The 21,844-nt window shown below is 72.1% G+C and carries 23 protein-coding genes; 14 read left to right on the forward strand and 9 right to left on the reverse strand.

Annotated features, from left to right (window positions below; all coding sequences use genetic code 11):
* Nucleotides 1-96 precede the first annotated feature (96 nt).
* Nucleotides 97-840 carry an NUDIX domain-containing protein gene (locus AB0I66_RS27955; RefSeq protein WP_363211131.1) on the forward strand — a complete coding sequence of 248 codons (744 nt, stop codon included), beginning with the start codon at nt 97-99 and terminating at the stop codon, nt 838-840.
* On the forward strand, nt 837-1,856 hold the full coding sequence (locus tag AB0I66_RS27960) for an ADP-ribosylglycohydrolase family protein (RefSeq protein ID WP_363210711.1): 1,020 nt from the start codon (nt 837-839) through the stop codon (nt 1,854-1,856). The genes AB0I66_RS27955 and AB0I66_RS27960 overlap by 4 nt, the downstream gene beginning before the upstream one ends.
* Here the strand turns inward: AB0I66_RS27960 and AB0I66_RS27965 are convergent.
* The 4 genes from AB0I66_RS27965 to AB0I66_RS27980 are packed head-to-tail and all read right to left on the reverse strand — an operon-like array spanning nt 1,853 to nt 4,370.
* On the reverse strand, nt 1,853-2,563 hold the full coding sequence (locus tag AB0I66_RS27965; RefSeq protein WP_363210712.1) for a nucleotidyltransferase domain-containing protein: 711 nt from the start codon (nt 2,561-2,563) through the stop codon (nt 1,853-1,855). The two genes, AB0I66_RS27960 and AB0I66_RS27965, sit on opposite strands and share 4 nt — an antisense overlap.
* Before the next feature lie 22 nt (nt 2,564-2,585).
* Complete coding sequence (locus AB0I66_RS27970) at nt 2,586-3,053, reverse strand: Rieske (2Fe-2S) protein (protein ID WP_363210713.1); 468 nt, start codon at nt 3,051-3,053, stop codon at nt 2,586-2,588.
* Entirely contained in the window at nt 3,050-3,643 is a 594-nt protein-coding gene (locus AB0I66_RS27975) for a DUF6529 family protein (protein WP_363210714.1), read from the reverse strand. Before AB0I66_RS27975 ends, AB0I66_RS27970 begins: the two co-directional genes overlap by 4 nt.
* A gap of 52 nt (nt 3,644-3,695) precedes the next feature.
* A complete protein-coding gene (locus tag AB0I66_RS27980; protein WP_363210715.1) occupies nt 3,696-4,370 on the reverse strand; it encodes a hypothetical protein in 675 nt (224 codons plus the stop codon).
* Nucleotides 4,371-4,558: 188 nt separating this feature from the next.
* On the opposite strand from AB0I66_RS27980, the gene AB0I66_RS27985 reads away from it, so the two are divergent.
* The 6 genes from AB0I66_RS27985 (at nt 4,559) to der (ending at nt 9,618) form a co-directional block, all read left to right on the forward strand.
* Complete coding sequence (locus AB0I66_RS27985; protein WP_363210716.1) at nt 4,559-5,041, forward strand: YidB family protein; 483 nt, start codon at nt 4,559-4,561, stop codon at nt 5,039-5,041.
* Nucleotides 5,042-5,172: 131 nt separating this feature from the next.
* Complete coding sequence (gene aroH / locus AB0I66_RS27990; protein ID WP_363210717.1) at nt 5,173-5,535, forward strand: chorismate mutase; 363 nt, start codon at nt 5,173-5,175, stop codon at nt 5,533-5,535.
* Nucleotides 5,532-6,617 (forward strand): prephenate dehydrogenase, encoded by a 1,086-nt coding sequence (locus AB0I66_RS27995; RefSeq protein ID WP_363210718.1) that lies wholly within the window; start codon nt 5,532-5,534, stop codon nt 6,615-6,617. Before aroH ends, AB0I66_RS27995 begins: the two co-directional genes overlap by 4 nt.
* Nucleotides 6,618-6,738: 121 nt before the next feature.
* The gene (cmk, locus tag AB0I66_RS28000) at nt 6,739-7,431 is read left to right on the forward strand and encodes a (d)CMP kinase (RefSeq protein ID WP_363211132.1); all 693 of its coding nucleotides are present in this window, start codon (nt 6,739-6,741) and stop codon (nt 7,429-7,431) included.
* Nucleotides 7,389-8,075, forward strand: a complete 687-nt coding sequence (locus AB0I66_RS28005) for a lysophospholipid acyltransferase family protein (RefSeq protein WP_363210719.1) — start codon at nt 7,389-7,391, stop codon at nt 8,073-8,075. The genes cmk and AB0I66_RS28005 overlap by 43 nt, the downstream gene beginning before the upstream one ends.
* Nucleotides 8,076-8,145: 70 nt before the next feature.
* Nucleotides 8,146-9,618 (forward strand): ribosome biogenesis GTPase Der, encoded by a 1,473-nt coding sequence (gene der / locus AB0I66_RS28010; protein WP_363210720.1) that lies wholly within the window; start codon nt 8,146-8,148, stop codon nt 9,616-9,618.
* An 88-nt stretch (nt 9,619-9,706) separates the two neighbouring features.
* Here the strand turns inward: der and AB0I66_RS28015 are convergent, their stop codons facing one another.
* Complete coding sequence (locus AB0I66_RS28015; protein ID WP_363210721.1) at nt 9,707-10,006, reverse strand: hypothetical protein; 300 nt, start codon at nt 10,004-10,006, stop codon at nt 9,707-9,709.
* Nucleotides 10,007-10,184: 178 nt separating this feature from the next.
* A complete protein-coding gene (locus tag AB0I66_RS28020) occupies nt 10,185-10,991 on the reverse strand; it encodes a hypothetical protein (protein ID WP_363210722.1) in 807 nt (268 codons plus the stop codon).
* Nucleotides 10,992-11,517: 526 nt separating this feature from the next.
* Here AB0I66_RS28020 and AB0I66_RS28025 point away from each other — a divergent pair.
* Nucleotides 11,518-12,171, forward strand: coding sequence for a transglycosylase family protein (locus AB0I66_RS28025; protein ID WP_363210723.1), 654 nt, complete (start codon nt 11,518-11,520; stop codon nt 12,169-12,171).
* 119 nt (nt 12,172-12,290) lie between these two features.
* Nucleotides 12,291-13,178: a transglycosylase family protein gene (locus AB0I66_RS28030; protein WP_363210724.1), complete on the forward strand. Its 888-nt coding sequence runs from the start codon at nt 12,291-12,293 to the stop codon at nt 13,176-13,178.
* On the opposite strand, the gene AB0I66_RS28035 is transcribed toward AB0I66_RS28030, so the two are convergent.
* The 3 genes from AB0I66_RS28035 to AB0I66_RS28045 are packed head-to-tail and all read right to left on the reverse strand — an operon-like array spanning nt 13,156 to nt 17,496.
* Complete coding sequence (locus AB0I66_RS28035; RefSeq protein WP_363210725.1) at nt 13,156-13,845, reverse strand: ATP-binding cassette domain-containing protein; 690 nt, start codon at nt 13,843-13,845, stop codon at nt 13,156-13,158. The two genes, AB0I66_RS28030 and AB0I66_RS28035, sit on opposite strands and share 23 nt — an antisense overlap.
* Nucleotides 13,842-16,952: an ATP-binding cassette domain-containing protein gene (locus tag AB0I66_RS28040; protein WP_363210726.1), complete on the reverse strand. Its 3,111-nt coding sequence runs from the start codon at nt 16,950-16,952 to the stop codon at nt 13,842-13,844. Before AB0I66_RS28040 ends, AB0I66_RS28035 begins: the two co-directional genes overlap by 4 nt.
* 4 nt (nt 16,953-16,956) lie before the next feature.
* The gene (locus tag AB0I66_RS28045; RefSeq protein ID WP_363211133.1) at nt 16,957-17,496 is read right to left on the reverse strand and encodes a hypothetical protein; all 540 of its coding nucleotides are present in this window, start codon (nt 17,494-17,496) and stop codon (nt 16,957-16,959) included.
* A 186-nt stretch (nt 17,497-17,682) separates the two neighbouring features.
* On the opposite strand from AB0I66_RS28045, the gene AB0I66_RS28050 reads away from it, so the two are divergent.
* From AB0I66_RS28050 to AB0I66_RS28065, 4 genes are all read left to right on the forward strand, one after another.
* Nucleotides 17,683-18,231, forward strand: coding sequence for a hypothetical protein (locus tag AB0I66_RS28050; RefSeq protein ID WP_363210727.1), 549 nt, complete (start codon nt 17,683-17,685; stop codon nt 18,229-18,231).
* Complete coding sequence (locus tag AB0I66_RS28055) at nt 18,206-19,486, forward strand: ABC transporter substrate-binding protein (RefSeq protein ID WP_363210728.1); 1,281 nt, start codon at nt 18,206-18,208, stop codon at nt 19,484-19,486. Before AB0I66_RS28050 ends, AB0I66_RS28055 begins: the two co-directional genes overlap by 26 nt.
* Nucleotides 19,487-19,650: 164 nt before the next feature.
* Nucleotides 19,651-20,931, forward strand: coding sequence for a glycosyltransferase family 4 protein (locus AB0I66_RS28060; RefSeq protein WP_363210729.1), 1,281 nt, complete (start codon nt 19,651-19,653; stop codon nt 20,929-20,931).
* Nucleotides 20,928-21,803, forward strand: a complete 876-nt coding sequence (locus AB0I66_RS28065; RefSeq protein WP_363210730.1) for a hypothetical protein — start codon at nt 20,928-20,930, stop codon at nt 21,801-21,803. The genes AB0I66_RS28060 and AB0I66_RS28065 overlap by 4 nt, the downstream gene beginning before the upstream one ends.
* Nucleotides 21,804-21,844: the final 41 nt, after the last annotated feature.

The following is a 21,844-nucleotide window of genomic DNA, read 5'->3' on the forward strand; positions in this document are numbered from 1 at the left end:
GTGCCGGCCGCCTTTTGCCTGTCGCGGGGCGAGTTGCCTGTTGCGGTGCGCACCCTCTCCCTTTTATAGTCGAGCTGACCATAAAGGAGAGGGGGGATCGTGCAGGGCTACGACAAGTACGCCTTCGAGCCGTTCGCCGTCACCGTCGACCTCGCCGTCTTCACCGTCCGCGCGGGCCGCCTGCATGTGCTGCTTGTCGAGCGCGGCCAGGAGCCGTACGCCGGACGCTGGGCGCTGCCCGGGGGATTCGTGCTGCCGGACGAGTCAGCCGAGACCGCGGCGGGACGCGAGCTCGCCGAGGAGACCGGCCTCACCGACAGCGCCGGACTCCACCTGGAACAGCTGCGCACCTACAGCAAACCGGACCGCGACCCGCGGATGCGCGTCGTCTCGGTCGCCTTCGCGGCCCTCGTCCCCGATCCGCCCGCGGTACACGCCGGCAGCGACGCGGCCCGCGCCGAGTGGCTGCCCCACGGCACGCAGGGCCCCCTCGCCTTCGACCACGACCGGATCCTCGCCGACGCCCACAACCGCGTCCGCGCGAAGTTCGAGTACACCGGCCTCGCCACCGCCTTCTGCCCGCCCGAGTTCACCCTCGGCGAGCTGCGGCAGGTCTACGAGACGGTGTGGGGCGCCGAACTCGACCCGGCCAACTTCCGGCGCAAGGTGCTCGGCACCACCGGCTTCGTCGAGGCGATCCCCGGTGCCGCGCGCCTGACCGGCGGCCGGGGCAAACCGGCGGCCGTCTACCGGGCCGGCCCGGCCACCGCCCTGCACCCGCCCCTCCTGCGCCCCTCGACCGCCCTCTCGACCGCCCCCTCGGAAGGAAAGCCCTCATGAAGCGTGCCGCCACCGGATCCCTCATAGGCCTCGCCCTGGGGGACGCGCTCGGCTTCCCGACCGAGTTCAACGACGTGCCGTCGATCCTCGCCAAGTGCGGGCCCTGGCGGGAGATGGAGCTGCCCCGGCCCGCGATCGTCACGGACGACACGCAGATGACGCTCGCCCTGGGCCGCGGGCTGCGGACCGCCATGGAACGGGGGCTGCTCGGGCCGAAGCGAATGGAGCGGCCGGTGCGCGAGGAGTTCGTGGAGTGGTACCAGTCGCCGGAGAACAACCGCGCGCCCGGCAACACCTGCCTCAAGGCCTGCTACCTCCTGAAGACCGGCAAGCCCTGGGAGGAGGCGAGCCAGATCCACTCCAAGGGCTGCGGCGCCAACATGCGCGTAGCGCCCGTCGGGCTCGCCCCCGGCCTGAACGACGAGCAGCGGGCGGGCGCGGCCCAGTTGCAGTCCGCGCTCACCCACGGCCACCCCACGGCGCTCGCCGCGTCCGACCTGACCGCGCACGCCGTGCGGCTGCTCGCCGAGGGCGCCGAGCCGACGGGGCTGGTCGGGATGCTGCGCTCGTACGCCTACGAGAACCGGCAGACCTATCACGCGCGCTGGCTCGGCGAGCTGTGGACGCGGGACGACGACCCGACGCCCGGGATGTTCATCGCCCGCGGCTGGGACGAGTGCCTGGCCGTCCTCGAACGCCTGGAGGCCGCGCTGCGGGACGCCAACCCGGAGACGGACCCCTGCCTGGCCACGGGCGAGGGCTGGGTCGCCGAAGAGGCGCTCGCCACAGGGCTTCTGTGCTTCCTGCAGTTCGTGGACGAGCCCCTCACGGCCCTGCGCCGGGCCGCCTGCACCTCCGGCGACTCCGACTCCATCGCCTGTCTGGCCGGTGCTTTCGCGGGCGCCCACCTGGGCGCGGACGCCTGGCCCGCCGAGTGGGCCGAGCGGATCGAGTACCGGGGGGAGCTGCTGGAGCTCGGGGCGCTCTGGGACGGGGACGGCGCTCAGCTCACCTAGGACGCCGCCGCTGCTGCCGCTGAAGCCCGGCGCGCGCGGAACAGGAAGTCCGCCACCCGCTCCCGGTCCGGCTCCGCGGGGAGCGGGGTGCGGGCGGCCGCCGAGTCGGCCTCCGCCGCCAGGCGCCGCATCCAGGACTCGACGTCCGCCCAGGACACCTCGCCGCGCTTGACCGCGAGCAGCGGCTCGCGCTCGTCGCCGACGTCGATCGCCAGCCTGCCGGTGCGCAGGAGGTCGCGGCAGCTCGTCAGGAGGCGCAGGAGATGCATGGCGTGCTTCCAGCGGGGCGCGCCGTGCAGGCGTACGTCCGCCTCCAGCTTTCTGTGCTGGCCGAGCGCGTAGCCCACGAAGGTGGTGTGGGACTGGCGGGACAGGAACGCGTCGCGCAGGTCCAGGAGCTCGCGGCCGGTGTCCGTCACGTGCTCCACGAGGGGGGAGTGCAGGCACTCCAGGACGTTCGGATTGGCGCGCAGGGCCAGCTCGCAGAAGCGTTCCAGCTCCCAGCTGAACTGCTCCGGCGCGGGTCCTTCCACATGCGTGGGCGGCTTCTCGAAGTGCCAGAAGAGGGGCGTGGGGGCCAGGAAGATGCCCCTGCGGTCGGTGTCGCTGCCGTCCGTGGCCAGGCCGAAGGCGCGCGAGCCCATCACGCAGGCGTAGACGGTGTGGTCGCGTACGAGGTCAGGGCCGGTGTCCGTGGGGCGGTGCATGCCGGGAGCGTACGGCCACCGGCTAGCCGCGCGTGATCGATTTTCCGGTGACCTTGATGTTCTCCGGGGCGAGCGGGCGTGGTGCAGGACCGTCCGCCACCGAGGCGTCCGCGACGCGGTACTTGCTGCCGTGGCAGGCGCAGTTGATCGTGCCGTCCGCGACTTCGCTGACCGTGCAGCCCGAGTGCGTGCAGACCGCGGAGAAGGCCTTGAAGTCGCCCTCCTCGGGCTGGGTCACGACGATCTTCTTGTCCTTGAGGACCTTGCCGCCGCCGACCGGGATGTCGGAGGTCTTGGCCAGCTCCTCGGCCTTGGGCGGGGGCTCGTCCTTCCCGCCGGACTTCGAGGGCCCGGCCGAACTGGCCTCCGCCTCCGACTTCGGCGGCTCCGGCTCCGCGCCCTCGTCCCCGTACTTGCTGCACCCGGCGGTCAGCGCGACCACGCCGCCCGCGGCGAGGACGGTGCGCCGTGACGGCGGTGTGCCGCTCATGTCGTCACCCCGAACGTACGGAAGAACCACAGGGCCGACGTCCACCAGACCACCGTGAGGACCACGAAGACCAGACCGCCGATCACCGGAAGCAGCCAGCCCGGCAGCTTCTCCGAGCGCAGCAGCAGCATCTTGGCGCTGAACGCCCCGAAGAAGAAGCAGCCGAGCAGCGAGTGCCACATCACCCGGGACGAATACGTCTGGTAGCCGAGGGCGTAGAGGCAGTGGACCGCCACCGGGACCGACACCAGGAACGCGATCCGCCCCGACCAGCGGTGCAGCGCCGACGACCAGGACGGCCCCGGCAGGCGCCCGTACACCATGAGCGCCGAGACGATCTGGACCAGCGCGAAGGCGAACGCCGTCGTGCCGAGCCAGGCCTTGACCGCGCTCGTGCTGCTGAACCCGGCCAGGTTGAAGGCGGTGCCCTCGGGGTCGTGCGACTTGCCGTACACCCCGAGGCCGACCGCGACGGCCCCGGCGACCAGGGCGGGGACGAGATAGCGCGCCGGGTGCGGACGGCGGTGGTCACCCGCTCCCGGGGGCGGGCCGAAGCCGCCCTGGGTCGCGGCGTTCGGATCGACGCTCATGGCGGCTCCATGGTCGGGGCGGGCGGAGCGGGGTCAGGGCCGTCAGGGCCGGTCAGGGCTCGACGGGGCGGGCGGTGAGACGGTCGCCGTCGACCATGACGACGCCGGTCTCCGGGTCGAGGCGGGGGGCCGGCTGCGGCTTGCCGTCGCGCTTGACGATGCCGACCTGCCGCCCGTCGGGCAGGACGATCCAGCCGCCGTCGATCTCGGCGCCGCGGACCTCGGTGGTCGCGCGGTACAGACCGGACGGCTTCTTCGCCCTGGCGGCGGTGAAGTCCCGTGGCTGTCCGCCGACCTCGACCGTGCCGGTGACCGCGTTGCCGGCGAGCGTGCCGTCCAGCTTCGCGCCCTTCTTGCCGGTCAGTCGCATGGAGCCGTCGTCCTCGACGTTCCCCTTGAGCCAGGACTCCGCGTCGCGGCCGTTGCAGTAGTACGCGATGGCCTTGTCGTCCCGGATCGAGACCGAGATCGCGGCGGCGTCGTCGGCCGTGCGGCCCGCGTACTCGGACTTGCCGGCCGGCTTCTTCGAGGGACTCTTCGACGGGCTCTTGGTGGGTGCGGGCGTGCTCTTGGTGGGCTTCGCGGATGACGGCGCGGGCGACGCGGCGCCGGGCGAGTCCTTCCCGTACGACGAGTTGCCCTCCCCTGTCGTCGCGTTGAGCGACAGCATGAACAGGGCGAGCAGCAGTCCCCCCAGAAGCGTGTACAGCGGTCCCGAGCGCTTCATGCGGCCTCCCCCGAGGCGTGGGCCGTGACGGCTCCTCCATGCAAGCGGACCCGTGCCCCGGCGTCCATAGTTGAACGGCCACCAATCGTGCCAAGTGGCGACAGGGGGCGATTCGGGTGACATTGGCAGGGTCTGAGGTCCGCGCCCTTCGAGGCGCCGACCCGGCCCCTTACTCGAAAGGCGCGACCATGGCGGGCAACGATCTGGGAAGCCTTCTCGGCGGTCTCCTCGGCGGCGGCCAGAAGGACCAGGGAGATCTGGGGAGCTCCCAAGGCGGCAACATCCTCGGCTCGCTCCTGGGCGGCCTCCTGGGCGGCGGAGCAGGCGGAGCAGGCGGAGCAGGCGGCGCGAACAGCGGCCAGGGGGGCTCCGTCGGCAGCAATCCGCTGGGCGGCCTCCTCGACATGATCACGAAGTCGGGTCTGGTCAACCAGGACCAGCTCGACTCCTGGGTCGGCAAGGGCGACAACCAGCCGCTGAGCCCGGACCACGTCAAACAGGCCGTCCCCGACGAGACCCTGGAGAAGGTCGCCGAGGAAGCGGGCGTCAGCCGTGAAGAGGCCGCGGACCAGATCGCGCGGCAGCTGCCGCAGGCCGTCGACCAGCTGACCCCGGCAGGGCAGGTCCCGTCCGGCTCGCTGGAGGACATCATCAGGGATCAGCGGCTCTGACCCCTCCGTGACCACCCCGGTGAGGCACGCGGCGTCCGTCTCGGCAGACGGGCGCCGCGCACTCGTCCCCCGGGCGCTGACTACCCTTGGTCCGCACAGCAGTCGTAGACACGCGAGCGAGGAGCAGCACAGTGGCGGTACGAGCGGTCCGGGGCGCCGTCCAACTGGAGCGGGACGCGGCCGACCACATGGACGAGCAGGTCAGCGAGCTGCTCACCGCCATCCTGGAGCGGAACGCGCTGACCCAGGAGGACCTGATCAGCATCTGGTTCACCGCGACGCCCGATCTGCACAGCGACTTCCCCGCGGCGGCCGCGCGCAAGCTCGGCATCGTGGACGTCCCGCTGATCTGCGCGCAGGAGCTGCAGATCGACGGCGCCATGCCACGGGTCGTCCGCGTCCTCGCGCACATAGAGTCCCCCAAGCCCCGCGCCGAGATCACACACGTGTACCTCGGCGCCGCGGCCACCCTGCGCAAGGACATCGCCCAGTGAGAACCGCCCTCGTCATCGGCACCGGCCTGATCGGCACCTCCGCCGCCCTGGCCCTCGCGTCGCGCGGCGTGACCGTGCACCTCGCCGACCACGACCCCGGCCAGGCCCGCACGGCGGCCGCGCTCGGCGCCGGGACCGACGAAGCGCCCGAGGGACGGGTCGACCTGTGCGTCGTCGCCGTGCCGCCCGCGCACGTCGCCGCCACGCTGGCCGACGTCATGCGGCGCGACGCGGCCCGCGGCTACCTCGACGTGGCGAGCGTCAAGGGCGGCCCGCGCCGTGAGCTCGAAGCGCTCGGCATCGACCTCACCCCGTACATCGGCACGCACCCCATGTCGGGGCGCGAGCGCAGCGGCCCGCTCGCCGGCACCGCGGACCTCTTCGAGGGGCGGCCCTGGGTCCTCACGCCCACCCGCGACACCGACACCGAGGTCCTCAACCTCGCCCTGGAGCTCGTCGCCCTCTGCCGTGCCGTGCCGGTCGTCATGGACGCCGACGCGCACGACCGCGCGGTCGCGCTCGTCTCGCACATGCCGCACCTGGTCTCCAGCATGGTCGCCGCCCGCCTGGAGAACGCCGAGGAGACGGCGGTGCGCCTGTGCGGCCAGGGCATCCGTGACGTCACGCGCATCGCCGCGTCGGACCCCCGGATGTGGATCGACATCCTGTCGGCCAACCCCGGTCCCGTCGCCGATCTGCTGTCCGCCGTCGCCACCGATCTCGACGAGACGGTGACGGCGCTGCGCGCGCTGCAGTCGGCGGACGACGCGAAGCGGCGCGAGGGCGCCGCGGGCGTCGAGAGCGTCCTGCGGCGCGGGAACGCCGGCCAGGTCCGGGTGCCCGGCAAGCACGGTGCCGCCCCGACCGCGTACGAGGTCGTCGCGGTGCTCATCAACGACCAGCCGGGACAGCTGGCCAGGATCTTCGCCGACGCCGAGCGGGCCGGGGTGAACATCGAGGACGTCCGCATCGAGCACGCCACCGGGCAGCAGGCGGGCCATGTGCAGCTCCTCGTCGAGCCGAAGGCCGTGCCGGTGCTCGCGGCGGCGCTGCGGGAGCGGGGCTGGGCGATCCGCCAGTGAAGGCCCGGGGCATCCGGCAGTAAGAGGTGCGCGCGGGAGCCAGTAACCTTGTGCGGGGCGTGTCCGCGCCCCGCTACCCCGCCCCCGCGTCCTGAGAGAGGTTTCGCACCCCGTGGAAACCGTGGAAACCGCCGGTCCGGCGCCCGCAGCAGTGATCGTCGCCATCGACGGGCCCTCCGGCACGGGCAAGTCGAGCACCTCCAAGGCCGTCGCCGCCCAGCTGGGCCTCAGCTACCTGGACACCGGCGCCCAGTACCGCGCGATCACGTGGTGGATGGTGCACAACGGCATAGAGCTGACGGACCCGACCGCCATCGCCGCGGTCGCGGGCAAGCCCGAGATCATCTCCGGCACCGACCCGCTCGCCCCGACCATCACGGTCGACGGCACGGACGTCGCGGGGCCGATCCGCACCACCGAGGTCACCTCGAAGGTCAGCGCCGTCAGCGCCGTCCCCGAGGTGCGTGCCCGCATCACGGAGCTGCAGCGCACCATCGCCGCCTCCGCCGAGAAGGGCATCGTCGTCGAGGGGCGTGACATCGGTACGACCGTCCTGCCCGACGCCGACCTGAAGATCTTCCTCACGGCCTCGCCCGAGGCCCGCGCCGCCCGCCGCAGCGGCGAGCTCAAGGGCGCCGACGTCGCCGCGACGCGTGAGGCGCTCATCAAGCGGGACGCGGCCGACTCGAGCCGCAAGACGTCCCCGCTGGCCAAGGCGGGCGACGCCGTCGAGGTGGACACCACCGAGCTCACGCTGCAGCAGGTCATCGAGTGCGTCGTCACCCTCGTCGAGGAGAAGCGGGCGGCGAAGTGACCGCGGCGCCGTCGGAGCGGGGTGCGGAGGTCGGCCGCCGCATCGGCGTCGGCCTCATGTACGGCCTGTGGAAGCCCCGCGTCCTCGGCGCCTGGAAGGTTCCCGTGACCGGCCCGGTGATCCTGGCCGTCAACCACTCCCACAACGTCGACGGCCCGATGGTGATGGGCACGGCCCCCAGGCCGACGCACTTCCTCATCAAGAAGGAAGCCTTCATAGGCCCCCTGGACCGCTTCCTGCGCGGCATCGGGCAGGTGAAGGTGGACCGTGAGATCGCCGACCGCACGGCGATCACCCAGGCCCTGGGCGTGCTCGACGACGGCGGCGTCCTCGGGATCTTCCCCGAGGGCACACGCGGCGAGGGCGACTTCGCCTCGCTGCGCGCGGGCCTCGCGTACTTCGCCGTACGCAGCGGGGCGCCGATCGTCCCGGTGGCCGTGCTGGGAAGCACGGAGAAGCGCGGACGGTTGTGGAAGGGGCTGCCCCCGCTGCGGAGCAGGGTCGACGTCATCTTCGGCGACCCCTTCGAGGCGGGCGACGACAGCGGACGGCGTACGCGCAAGGCGCTCGACGAGGCGACCGTGCGCATCCAGGAGCGGCTCACCGCGCACCTGGCCGACGCCAGGCGCCTGACCGGGCGCTGAGCGAGACTTTCAGTAGTGGACCGTCGCGAGACGGTCCACCGATCACGAATACGACAGAGGTACGGACTTCATGAACGACCAGATCCAGCCCGAAGGCTCGGCTGAACACGAGCACGGGGCGCTTGGCGACGCCGAGTACGCGGAGTTCATGGAGCTCGCCGCGGAGGAAGGCTTCGACCCCGAGGACGTCGAGGGCGCGATCGGCGACGCGGGCCACGGCCCGCTGCCCGCCCTCGCGGTGATCGGCCGCCCGAACGTCGGCAAGTCGACCCTCGTCAACCGCATCATCGGCCGCCGCGAGGCCGTCGTCGAGGACCGCCCCGGCGTGACCCGCGACCGCGTGACGTACGAGGCCGAGTGGGCGGGCCGCCGCTTCAAGCTCGTCGACACCGGCGGCTGGGAGCAGGACGTCCTCGGCATCGACGCGTCCGTGGCCGCCCAGGCGGAGTACGCGATCGAGGCCGCCGACGCGGTCGTCTTCGTCGTGGACGCCACGACCGGCGCCACCGACACGGACGAAGCCGTCGTGCGCCTCCTGCGCAAGTCCGGCAAGCCCGTCGTCCTGTGCGCCAACAAGGTCGACGGCCCCTCCGGCGAGGCCGACGCCACCGCGCTGTGGGCGCTCGGCCTCGGCGAGCCGTACCCCGTCTCCGCGCTGCACGGCCGCGGTACGGGCGACATGCTGGACGCCGTCCTGGAGGCGCTGCCCGAGGCGCCCGAGCAGTCCTTCGGCGGCGGCATCGGCGGCCCGCGGCGCATCGCGCTCATCGGCCGTCCGAACGTCGGCAAGTCGTCGCTGCTCAACAAGGTGGCGAACGAGAACCGCGTGGTCGTCAACGAGATCGCGGGCACCACCCGTGACCCGGTCGACGAGCTCATCGAACTCGGCGGCGTCGTCTGGAAGTTCGTGGACACCGCGGGCATCCGCAAGCGCGTCCACCTCCAGCAGGGCGCCGACTACTACGCCTCCCTGCGCACGGCGGCCGCCGTCGAGAAGGCGGAGGTCGCGGTCATCCTGATCGACGCCAGCGAGTCGATCAGCGTCCAGGACCAGCGCATCGTCACGATGGCCGTCGAGGCGGGCCGCGCCATCGTCGTCGCGTACAACAAGTGGGACACCCTCGACGAGGAGCGCCGCTACTACCTGGAGCGGGAGATCGAGACCGAGCTCCTCCAGGTCGCGTGGGCCCCCCGGGTCAACGTCTCCGCCGAGACCGGCCGCCACATGGAGAAGCTCGTCCCGGCGATCGAGACGGCCCTCGCGGGCTGGGAGACGCGCGTCCCGACGGGCCGCCTCAACGCCTTCCTCGGCGAGCTCGTGGCCTCCCACCCGCACCCGATCCGCGGCGGCAAGCAGCCCCGCATCCTCTTCGGCACGCAGGCGGGCACGAAGCCGCCGCGGTTCGTGCTGTTCTCCTCGGGCTTCATCGAGCACGGCTACCGCCGCTTCGTGGAGCGCAGGCTCCGTGAGGAGTTCGGCTTCGATGGCACGCCGATCCACATCTCGGTGCGTGTGCGCGAGAAGCGCGGCCGCAAGAAGTAGGCACGGATGGACCAAGGGGCCGGGCCCCGCCTTCGAGAGAAGGCGGGGCCCGGCCCCTTGCGTGTGCTGCAGGTGCTGCGGTGGTGGCTCAGAGCCCCCGGCGCGGCCCCGGCGGCAGCGCCGCGGGGAACTGCTGGTGCACCGTGCCGTGCTGCTCGTGGCCGTAGCGGCTGACGTGCAGCTGGCTGAAGGTGTTGTGCCGCGGGTCGAGCCGGTCACCCACCCGGTGCATGCCGTAGGGCGCGGAGCCGAACGACGTGAACCCCAGATCCTCCTCGCCGCTCCGGTCTCCCGGGAGGGCCTTGAACGACCTGCGGTACTCCGAGTAGAGCGCGTCGTAGATCGGTGTGGCCGAGTGGTCGCCCCCCGCGTCCTGCGACGAGCGCATGGACGGGATGGGGGTCTGGTACGCGGGCCGGGGGCGGGAGGGGTCGTATGTGTGCACGTATGTGCCAACGACCCCGTGCTCGTACGGATGCGGGGGCCGCGCCGCTTTCACGGGGCGCCGGGGGCATGACCGGCGCAGCCGGGACCCGGGGCGTGACGGCGGCGCGGCCCGTGCGGGCTCAGGTGCCCGCGAGCGGCATCGAGGCCGCGACCAGACGCCCGTGCGTCGCCGCCTTGTCCAGGGCGCCGCGCAGCAGGTCCTCGCGGGGCTGGCGGCCGATGGAGCCGACCGGTGCCGCGAACAGGAGCACCGACTGCAGCTTGTTCGCCGCGGACCGCCACGCCTCGGTGACCTGGAGCGGGTGGTGGGCCTGCCACCAGGCGACGGGAGAGCCGCCGCCCGCGCCGGGCTGCAGCACCGCGTGCAGCTGGCCCGCGGCGAGCAGCACCGACCAGCCGTGCAGCACGGGGGGTACGCCGTCCAGCGAGGCCGCCGGCGTGAATCCCTGCTCGACCAGGAGCTGCAGGAAGTCGTCGCCACCGCCGGGAGCGGACCCCGGGCGGGCGATGGCGCCGGTCGGCTCGACGACGAGGGCGGGATGCAGCTCGCCCTCGATGAGGACGAGACCGCTGGTCACGCCGAGGACCGCCTGGTCGGGCACTCCTTCGGCGGGGCCGGGTCCCGCGACACCGGCGAGGCCGGTGCCCTCCTCACCGGTGATGGAGCGCACGGCACCCTGCAACTGCTCCTCGGAGACCTGGACGATCTGGGAGGGCAGGCAGGTGGCGTGCGCGAAGGCGAGTACGGCGGTCTCGTCGCCGATGAACAGGACGGTGCTGGTGCGTTCCTGCTCCGTGTCGCCCGGGGTCCGGCAGGACGTGCAGTCGTAACTGCCCGGGGCGTTCTCTCCGGCGAGCAGCCGGTCTGCTTCTTCGTCGCCGATCTCGGCGCGTACGTCGTCGCCGACGTCGAGCATGCGCGGCACGGGGGGCTCCTCGGAATCGTTGCGTGCGGACCGGGGGTGCCCGGCTCATAAGGAGACAACGGGCGATCAGTGGCGCAAGTCACGCGTGAAGGCGAACGGAATCGAACCATCCGCAGCGGAGGGTGAGTTGCCCGACGGAATCCGTCACTCCGCGCCAACATCTGCCGCTTACAGGCAAGTTGCGTCGGTGAGCTGGGTCACAGATCGCCATGCCGACAGGTCGACAAATCATGAAATCAGTGAATTAAGTGGCTGGCTTGAATTGGCTGATACTCCGGGTAACGGCCAACTGGCCTGGAATGACAAGGAGTTGGTTGATATCGGGGCGAGGAGGCACCTAGATTCCACCGCCGTGTGCAGCGAGCACCGCTCGGGTACGTCCGCCGGCCGCACCAGGCAGCCAGCTCAAGCACCACGGCACGAACGTGCCGAACTCCGGCGGACGGGGTGAACGGGCCTCCGGCGCCAGATGCGCGCGGAGGTCCGGGCCACCTGGGGGACCCCGGGTCCTTCGAGAGGGATATTCATGTCCGCACGTCCCAAGTGCGTTCGCAGGACAGCAGTGATCGGCGGAGCGGCGTTGCTCGCCCCGCTGGGACTGCTCACCGCCACCGGCCAGGCCGGAGCGGCGGACAGCGGAGTGTGGGATCGCATCGCCCAGTGCGAGAGCGGCGGAAACTGGAGCATCAACACCGGGAACGGCTACTACGGAGGGCTTCAGTTCTCCGCGTCCACCTGGCGGGCGTACGGCGGAGGCGCCTACGCGGCGACCGCCGACAAGGCGTCCAAGGCGCAGCAGATCGCTGTCGCCACGAAGGTCCAGCGCGCCCAGGGGTGGGGCGCTTGGCCCAGCTGCTCGGCGCGGGCGGGTGCGTCCGGCAGTGCGCCGGGGGCGGCAGCCGCTCCGGCGGCCCCCAAGGCGGCCAAGGCTCCGCAGGCACCCAAGGCACCCAAGGCACCCAAGGCGGCCGAGCGGCAGTCCGTGAAGCCGCAGGACCGTACGCCGAGTCATGTCGGCCGGGGAACCGGGCGCGGTAACTACACCGTTCGGCAGGGGGACACCCTCAGCCGGATCGCGGCCGCGCACGGCGTCAGCTGGCAGAAGGTGTACTCCGCCAACAAGGCGGTCATCGGCGGGAATCCGAACATGATCCTGCCCGGGCAGCGGCTCGACCTCTGAGTTCCGTCCCTTCAGGGCGTGGTCCCGCCCGGTCGTCCGACCGGGTGGGGCCACGCCTGTGGCGGCGCGGCACGGCTCCTCGGCGCGGTGGCGCTGCCTAGCTTGGGCGGATGCATCCGATGCCGATCAAGAGTCTTCGGTCGCTGTGGCCCGCCGGTCTGGTCATCGCCGCTGTCACCTCACTGCTGCTGCCCGCGTCCGCGACCGCGCAGGCCGCTCCTGCTCCGGCCGCGCCCCTGCCGGGGCCGGGGGCCGCCGAGGCGCTCGAATGCTCCCGGACCAAGGGCCCCTGGAACTGCCTCGCACAGTGCGAGAGCACCGGCCGGTGGCATGTGAACACCGGGAACGGCTTCTACGGAGGGCTGCAGTTCCGGCAGTCCACCTGGGAGGAGCACGGCGGGCTCAAGTACGCGCCGCGTGCCGACCTCGCCACCAAGAAGGAGCAGATCAAGGTCGCCGAAGCCGTGGTGCGCAACCAGGGGTGGAACGCCTGGCCCGTCTGCTCCAAGAAGATCCCCAAGGAGGTCCGGGACGGCTACTTCGCCATGCACGTGGTGAAGGCGGGGGAGACGCTGAGCTCCATCGCGCGGCGTTACGAGGTGCGGGGCGGCTGGCAAGCGCTGTATCGAGCCAATCGCAAGGCCGTGGGAAGCGAGCCTGACCGGCTGAGTGTCGGCACCAGGCTTGTCATCCCGGGGAAGTCCCCGGCGAAGCCGAAGCCCGGGGGGCCGGCCAGGCCTTCGGAGCCCGCGAAGCCTCCGAAGCCCGCGAAGCCTTCGGAGACGGTCAAGCCGTCGAAGTCTGCTGAGCCTCCGGAGACGGCGAAACCCTCGGCCAGCTCCAAGCCCTCGACGACCCCCAATCCGTCGACGACCCCCAAGCCGTCGACGACCCCCAAGCCGTCGACGACCCCCAAGCCCTCATCCACCCCCGAGCCTCCGAAGGCATCCCAGCCCGAGCCTGCCGCGAGCGCCACCGAGCCGGTCAAGACCGCCTCCGGCGGCTGAGTTCGGTTGCCTCGCCGCTGAACACGACTTCGCCACGGCGTAGTTCGTGCACCACCACTGCCGTCCGGCCCGCGTGTCCGCGCAGGCCGGGCGGCAGGCGTTGTTCGGCGGTCAGGACGCAGGCGTGCGCGCTCAGGCCCACCAGGAGGTCGTACGTACGTGACGCGACGGAGGGGGACATTCCCTGGGTGGGTTCGTCGATGAGGATCACCCGGGCGTGGGGCGTCAGGAGGGCGCGGGAGAGTGCCAGCATGCGTTGCTCGCCGCCGGAGAGGGTGCCTGCGCGGCGGGAGAGGAGGGGGCGAAGCTCGGGGTACGCGTCCAGGGCCGGGGTGAGGTCGGGGGCGGCCTCGGGGCCGGCCAGGCCGAGGTTCTCGGTGACCGTGAGGTGGCTGAAGACGGCTGGCCCGTCCGGTACGAAGCACAGGCCCCGCGTCGCGCGTTCGTGGGCGGTGAGCCGGGTGACGTCCGCTCCGTCCCAGGTGACGGCCCCGGCGGTGAGGCGCGCCGTGCCTGCCAGGGCGCGCAGCGCCGTGGTGCGGCCCGAGCCGTTGCGGCCCAGGAGGACGGTGAGTCCGGGGGCGGGGGCGGCGAGGGTCACGCCGTGCAGTGCTTCGAGGGGGCCGTAGCGGACCCGGGCCGCGTGGAGTTCGATGCCGTTTCTCATGGGGTCGCCCTGTGGAGGACTTCGGTCGGGGGGCCAGAGGTGACGATGCGGCCCGCGGCCATGACGTGCACGGTGTCGGCCAGGTCCGCGACGAGGTCGATGTCGTGCTCGACCACCAGGAGGGCCATGCCGGCGGCGGCCAGGGCACGCAGGACGCGGGCCAGCGCGGCCACCTCGGCGGTGTCCAGGCCTGCTGCCGGTTCGTCCAGGAGGAGGGTGTGGGGGCGGCCTGCGAGGGCGCGGGCCAGTTCCACACGCCTGAGGGTGCCGGTGGGGAGGTCAGCGGCGGGGTGGTGGCGGAGGGCGGGGTGATGAAGGGAGAGGAGCCGCAGGGCTTGGACGGTGACGGACGGCGGGCACCGGAACCGTGTCTGATCCGCTCCTACTTGGACGTTCTCCGCGACGGTCAGGGACGGGAACACCGCCAACTGCTGGAAGGTGCGGGCCAGGCCGAGGCGGGTCCGGGTATGGGCGGGAGCGCGGGTGATGTCTTGGCCGGCGAAGGTGATGCGGCCCGTGGAGGGGCGAAGGGTGCCGGCCAGGCAGTGGAAGAGGGTGCTCTTGCCTGCGCCGTTGGGACCTACGACGGCAGTGATGTGACCCGAGGGCACGGAGAGGGACACCCCATCGAGGGCGGTGAAGCCGTCGTCGTAGGTGGCGGTGATGTGGTGGGCGGTGAGGGTGTGCTGTGGGGGTGGGCTTTCGCGACGGGGCCGCCGGCTGGGGGGCGGGGCCGCCTCGGGAGGTGAGGCCGCTACAGCCCCGGAGCGCCGCGAACCGCACTCCGGACGGCCATACGGAACCGCCCCCTCCGGCAGGAGCGGAGCCTGCGCCCCGGTGTCACTTTCCGCTGCTGCGGGGGTGCTCTCGTGGTCTGTCTGCTCACTGCGGGGCGGCCGCTCAGGGGATCTGGTGAGGCCCGCTATCGCGCTGCTGGCGTCCGATTCGGTTTCCGCCGCTGCGGGGGTTCTCTCCTGGCCCGTCTGTTCGCCGCGGGGTGGCCGCTCAGGGGAACTGGTGAGGCTTGGCCGCCAGGGGAGTAGTCGCGTGAGGGCTGCCATCGCGCTGCTGGGGCCTGTTCCCCTGTTCGCTGCCGCGGAGGTGTTCTCGCGGCCCGTCTGCTCGCCGCTAGGTGGCCGCTGTTCAGAGAATCGGGTGAGGTTTGTTCGCCAAGGGAGCCGTCGGGTGGGGGCGGTTTTTGCGCCACTGGGGGCCGATCCCAGCGGAGGGGGCACGGGGTTCCATTCGCTGTGGGGGGATCGGAAGGCCAGGGTGGTTCGGGTGTGGTTGCCCAGGGGGGTTAGGTGGGGGTGGCGGGGTAGGCGGGGGGTCAGGGAACGTAGTGCCTCGTAGGGGCCGCCGGGGAAGCGGCCCGTCAGGACTGCCAGGACGCCGATCAGAGCCGCGGCCACACCGCCCCGCGTGCCCGCGTCCAGGCCCACCAGAAGCGCCGCCGCCAGCAGGGCCCCGAGGAGGCTGTCGGCGCCGAGGACCACCACCGCCGCGAACCACAGGAGCCCGCGCACGGGGTCGTACGCGGCGGGGTCGAAGGCCCGTAACCCCATGCCCAGCATCCCGCCCCCCAGAGCGGCAAGCCCCGCGCCGGCGACGAACGCTGTCAGCTTCAGGCCGCGTACCGGCACCCCCGCGGCCGACGCCCCCGCCTCGTGATCCCGCATCGCGGCTAGGGCACGCCCCATGCGGCCCCGGCGCATGCCTGCCGCGAAGAGCAATGCGGAGGCGAGCAGAGCCAGTTCAAGGACGTAGTACGCGCGGTCGCTTACGAAACCCGCCGGGCGGTCCAGGGCGAGGCCCGACGTCGCGTACGGCTGGGCGAAGACGAAGCGGCTGACGCCCACGCCGACCGCGAACGTCGCCAGGGCGAGCGCGAGACCCCGGCGACGTAACGCGGGCCAGCCGGTGAGGAGGCCGAGGGGGGCCACCAGGAGGACGGCCACGGCCAGGGCGGGGAGGTGGGGGAGCTCGGGCAGGCCCGGGAAGCGGCCCGACGTGAGGAGCGCCGTGAAGAGCGCGCCAAGACCCGCGTACGCCGCCTGCCCCAGGGAGATCTGGCCGCCCCGGCCGGTGACGACCACCAGGGAGAGGAGCACGACGGCAAGGGCGGGTACCTGCACCGAGGTCGTCAGGTCCGGGCCCGCGAAGCCCAGCGGGATGAGGAAGAGGACCGCGGCCACGATCCACGCGCCCGGCGGCGTGGGGACGCGCGCCGTCGCCGTGCGGGGAAGCGTGCTGTGCGAGCCGATGCCCGGAAGCACGAGGGCCGCGACGAGGAGAGCGACGACGAAGAGGTTCGCTCCCAGGGACTGCAGGAGGGGCTCCGCCCAGCCCGACGGGTGCAGGCGGGTCAACTGGCTCTGCGCCACGCCGAGTCCGAGAGCCACCGTGATCGCGACGGACAGGCTCCGCATCCGGGCCGCCACCGCCACCGCCACGACCTCCATGACCAGGAGCGGCATGCCGTAGGGGTCCAGGCGTACGAAGGGGGCGAGCAGTACGCCGGTGAGCCCCGCCGTGAAGGCGCCGAACGCCCAGCCCGCCGACGCCACCCGGTCCGCGTCGATGCCGCTGAGGACGGCGAGAGGACGGTTGTCGACCACGGCCCGCAGCTCGCTGCCGAAGCGGGTCCAGCGGGTCACCGCCCAGACCAGCAGAGCGAGGGCCACCGTCACCGCCAACTGCGCCCAGGGGTCTCCCGACACGAGGGTGGGCGCGTCCGCCCTGGCTCCCGGGCCCCAGACCAGCGCGGCGCCCCCGACCAGCAGGACGAAGACGCCGATGGATGCCACCAGGGTCTGGGCCGGGTCGCTGCCCAGGATCGACAGGGGCCGGAAGACCGCCTTCTCCAGGAGCAGGCCGATGGCCGGGGCGATCAGGAGGAGCGTGACCGCGGCGGCCAGGGGCAGCGGCCAGTCCCACTCCACCGTCAGCTGGCGCAGGACGTACGCGCAGAGCATCGCTATCGCGCCGTGCGCGAAGTTGAGGACACCGGTCGCGCGGTACGTGACGATCAGGCCGATGCCGGTGAGGGCCGCCGCGCTGCCGACCGCGAGCCCGGCCAGCGTCAGGTCGTAGCTCAGGGAGGCCACCGGGTCATCGCTCCGGAGACGGGGGAGATGGGGGAGACGCGGGAGACGGAGTGATCGGGGTCGGCCGCGGTTCGCAGATGGGGCACGGGCTCAGGTCACCGGTCGCGAGAATGTGCGCGTCCGCGGGGACCGCTTCCGGCTTACCCGCCACCAGGGGGCAGTCCGCACGGTGCCAGAGCGTGCCGCCGGGGATCATCAGGAGGTCGCCGCTGCTCGCCACCGGGGCCGGTCGCTCCGTCGTTGCGGCAGACGAACCCGCCGTCACCAGGAGCTCGTACAGCTCCTCGACGCGGGCCGTGGCCAGCGTGCTTCGGCCGTGCGCGAAGAGCACCGCCCCGGCGACGATCAGGGCCGCGCCGGGCACGGTGCAGGACGCCAGATACGGGAGCTGCCGCTCGGCGAAGCGTTCGCCGGACGTGCCGTACCAGCCGACCACGCAGAGCACCGCGCCCGCGGCGAGGGCGGCGAAGGCGACCCAGAGGACGGGGCGCACGGCACGGAGCCGGGCCGAACGGTCTGTCTGATCCGGTTGAGCCGCCCGCATCTGCGCCCCCTGGGACACGTTCGTAGCGTCGGTGGGCTGTCCATGTCAGCCGATGGCTTGCACTATGCCTTCTGCAAGCTGACCCTGAAAGCTCCGGGCCCGGGCGGCCCGGACCGACACCCGGTGGTGAGCCAGATGGTTTTCTGGACCAGCCCCAAGCGGGGGAGCGATCTCAGGCGGGGAAGGGTGCGGAGCGCGGCCGTCGCGGCAGCCGCGGTCCTGCTTCTCGCTCCGGCCGCCGTGGCATGCGGTGACGACAGCGGCGGGGGCGGCGACAGCGATCCGCCCGAGCCGTCCACGGACAGGACGAGCCAGGAGGCCTCTTCCCAGGCACCCGAGGACGACGAGCCCGCGGAGCCCGCGGAGGACGAGCCGGCGGATCCGGCGGCGGCCGAGAAGGAGGTCAAGGAGAACTTTGAGAAGTTCTTCGACCCTGCCGTCCCCCTGAAGGAGAAGGAGGCCGTCCTGGAGGACGGGGCGAAGATGCGGGGCGTCCTGGAGAGCTTCAACGGCGACGAGCGCGGCAAGCAGGTCAGCGCCGACGTCAACAAGGTCGAGTTCAGCTCGGCGACCGAGGCGGACGTGACGTACGCCCTGACCCTGAAGGGTGCCACCGCGCTGCCCGACGCCTCGGGCACCTCCGTCAACCAGGACGACACCTGGAAGGTGTCGGTCAAGACTCTCTGCGCCCTGGTGAAGCTGAGCGGCAATGAGTCGCCCGGCCCGGGCTGTTGAGGCGCTGGCCGTAGCCGCGCTGCTCGTGGCGGTGGCGGGGTGCGGCAGCCGGCTCCCCGAGAGCGACTTCGAGGGCAGGAGCACGGCGCCCGCCCCGCCGGGGGCACCGGTCCGGGTCGGCATCATCACCAGCGCGACGAGCCCGGTCGGCGGCTCCGCCTTCACCGGGCCCCGGGACGGGGCCAAGGCGTACTTCGAGCGGCTGAACGCGCGGGGCGGGATCGGCGGACGCAAGGTCGAGGTGCACACGTGTGACGACGGCGGCAGCGGCGTCGGCAACAACGAGTGCGTGGACAAGCTGGTCGAGGAGGAGCGTGTCGTCGCGCTCGTCGCCACCAGCTCCCTCGACTACGCGGGCGCCTCCCGCGTCTCCCGCGCGCGCGTGCCCGACGTCGGGGGCCAGCCGATCGGGTCCGCGTACGACACCTTTCCGCATCTGTACGGGATCTACGGCAGCCTCGCCCCGCGTGACGGGAAGCCCGGCTGGGGCGGCAAGCTGATCGGCGGGACCGAGGTGTACCGCTACTTCAAGCGGGAGCAGGGCGCGCGGACGGCCGCCGTCGTCTCCTACAACCAGGCCGCGTCCGCCGCGTACGCCCGTCTCGTCACCCGTGGCCTGAAGGCCGAGGGCTACAAGGTGGTCACCGAGCAGGTCGACTTCGCGCTGCCCAACTTCCGCGCGGCGGCGGCCGACCTGAAGGAGCAGGGCGCCGACCTCGTCTTCGACGCCATGGACACGCACGGCAATGCCCAGCTGTGCGAGGCGATGGACGACGTGGGCGCCGACGTCACCGCCAAGGTCACCAACGTCCAGAACTGGACCTCGACGGTCGCCGACGACTACCAGGACGCCCCGCGCTGCCGCAACGCCCTGTGGGCCACCGGCGCGAGCCGCAACTACGCGGACACGGACCAGCCCGCCGTACGGGAGTTCCGCGACGCCATGAAGGGGCACAAGGACCTCTCGCAGTGGCAACTGGAGGGGTGGGCGGCAGCCATGTGGTTCACGGACGCGGCGAAGTCGTGCCGGGGCGACGTCACGCGCGCATGTGTCGACCACTTTATGAACCGCGGCGAGTCCTACACGGCGCGTGGGCTGCTGCTCCCGGTGAGGTACGAGGAGCGGGCGCGGCCGCCCGGAACCCGTAGGACCTGTGTGTCGGTGGCCCGCTGGAAGGACGGTGAGGGCTGGGTCACACAGGGGGACATGGACGACAACTGCTTCGAGGTGCCGCAGCTCTCCTACCAGCCATGATGCGTGTAGCTAGCAGGAAAGTTCCCGAAACCGGATACCGATGGCACAACTGTTCAAGAACAAGATGATGATGAAACCCAACCCTGAGGCCGTAATCCCCGTCTAACCCTGCGGTAGGCGGACGAGAAGGACTGTCCGCGGGGAAGCGTGGGATACGGGGACGCATGCACATCTCTTTCCTGATTCACAACGCGTACGGAATCGGCGGGACGATCCGGACGACGTACAACTTGGCGAACACACTCGCCGAGCAGCACGACGTCGAGATCGTCTCCGTCTTCCGGCACCGCGACGAACCCGTGTTCGCGCCCGACTCCCGCGTCAGGCTCAGCCACCTCGTCGACATGCGCAAGGAAAGCCCCGGCTACGAGGGGGAGGCCGCCGACGCCCTGCGGCCCGCAAGGACCTTCCCCAGCGCGGAAGGCCGCTACGACCAGTACAGCGCCCTCACCGACCGGCGCATCGCCGAGCATCTCTCCTCGGTCAGCGCCGACGTGGTGGTCGGCACGCGTCCCGGCCTGAACGTGCACCTGGCCCGCGAGACCGCGCGCGGCCCGCTGCGCGTCGGCCAGGAGCACCTCACCCTGGACAGCCACTCCAAGGAGCTGCGCCGCCAGCTGCGCAGCGTCTACCCCCGCCTCGACGTCCTGACCACGACGACCGAGGCCGACGCCCGCGCCTACCGCCGCAAGATGCGCCTGCCCGGAGTCCACGTCCAGGCCGTGCCCAACCCGGTGCCCGCGCCCGGCATAGAGCCCGCCGACGGCTCCCAGAAGTGGGTCGTCGCGGCGGGACGGCTCGCCCCCGTCAAGCGGTACGACCTGCTGATCCGGGCCTTCGACCAGGTGCGCGCCCAGCGTCCCGACTGGCGGCTTCGGATATACGGCGGCGGCAAGCAGAAGGACAAGCTGCGCGCCCTGATCGACGAGCTCGGGCTCTACAACCATGTCTTCCTGATGGGACCCGCCCACCCCATCGAGCCCGAGTGGGCCAAGGGCTCCATCGCGGCGGTCACCTCCAGCCTCGAATCCTTCGGCATGACCATCGTCGAGGCGATGCGCTGCGGACTGCCCGTCGTCGCCACCGACTGCCCGCACGGGCCCGGCGAGATCATCGACAACGGTGTCGACGGGCGCCTCGTCGAGGTCGGCAACCCCGACGCCATCGCGGGCGGACTGCTCGAACTGATCAACGACGACACGCTGCGCAGGCAGATGGCGGACGCCGCCCTGGAGGACTCCGAGCGCTTCGACCCGGCCCGCATCGCCGAGCGCTACGACGCGATGTTCACCGGGATGATCGCCCGCGGCAGCTCCTTCGGCGGCCGGATGCGCGGCTCACTGCACCGCACCCGCGGCGCGCTCCTGAACGGCGCCTACGCGGTACGGGACATCGGACACGGGGTACCGACCAGCGGCATACAGACGAAGGGATCCACCGCATGACGGCCTTGGCCACCTCGGACGCCTCATCGCCCTGCGACACCAGTGCCGATCAGGACGTCGCCGCGGCCCCGCGAGCCGACTGCATAGCCGACTCCGCGGGCGGTCTGACCTTCGACGTCACCGACCCCGGCGGCGCGGGCGCCGCCTATCTGCTGCTGCGCCGCCGCGACGCCGCCTCCGCCGACGAGGACGTACGTCTGCCGCTGTCCCCGGCGGCCGACGGCCGGCTAAGGGCCGCGCTGCCCAGCAGCGTCGAGCTGGCCGAGGGCCGCTGGAACGCCTACGTGGAGGTCGGCGGCGCCACCCCGCGCCGCCTGGCGCCCGGCGTCAACGACCTGCGCTCGCTGGTGGACCGCGCCCCCAGCGGGGCCCGCGGCCACATCGACGTGCGCATCCCGTACGCGACCAAGCAGGGCAATCTCTCCGTACGCAGCTGGCTGCGCGCCCCGCACGCGGAGATCGGCGAGCTTGAGATCACCGGCGCCTCGGTGACCGCGCAGGGCCGCGTGTACGGCACCGCGCTGACCGGCGCCGCCTACGCCGAGGCGACCCGCCGCGCCGAGCCCGAGAAGACCGAGCGCTACGAACTGAACGCGAACGGCCCGGAGTTCAGCTTCGGGCTGCGGTGTGACGTGCTCGCGGACAGCGGCGTCGGCCCCTGGGATCTCTGGCTGCGCCCGGCGGGGGAGAGCGGGCCGCGGGTCCGGCTCGCTCGGCTCCTAGACGACATCCCGGACAAGAAGCAGATCTTCACTTACCCGGCGGTCCGGCTCGACACCGCGGCGCACGGCCCGCTGGAGGCGGGGCCGTACTACACGAACGACAATGACCTCGCGATCCGCGTTCGCGAGGCGAACACGGTCGAGGGCTGATCCAGTCGAGGGCTGGTCCAGGGGGCACGGGCACAATCGGC

The organism is Streptomyces sp. NPDC050439, from assembly GCF_040655335.1.
Lineage (GTDB): Bacteria > Actinomycetota > Actinomycetes > Streptomycetales > Streptomycetaceae > Streptomyces.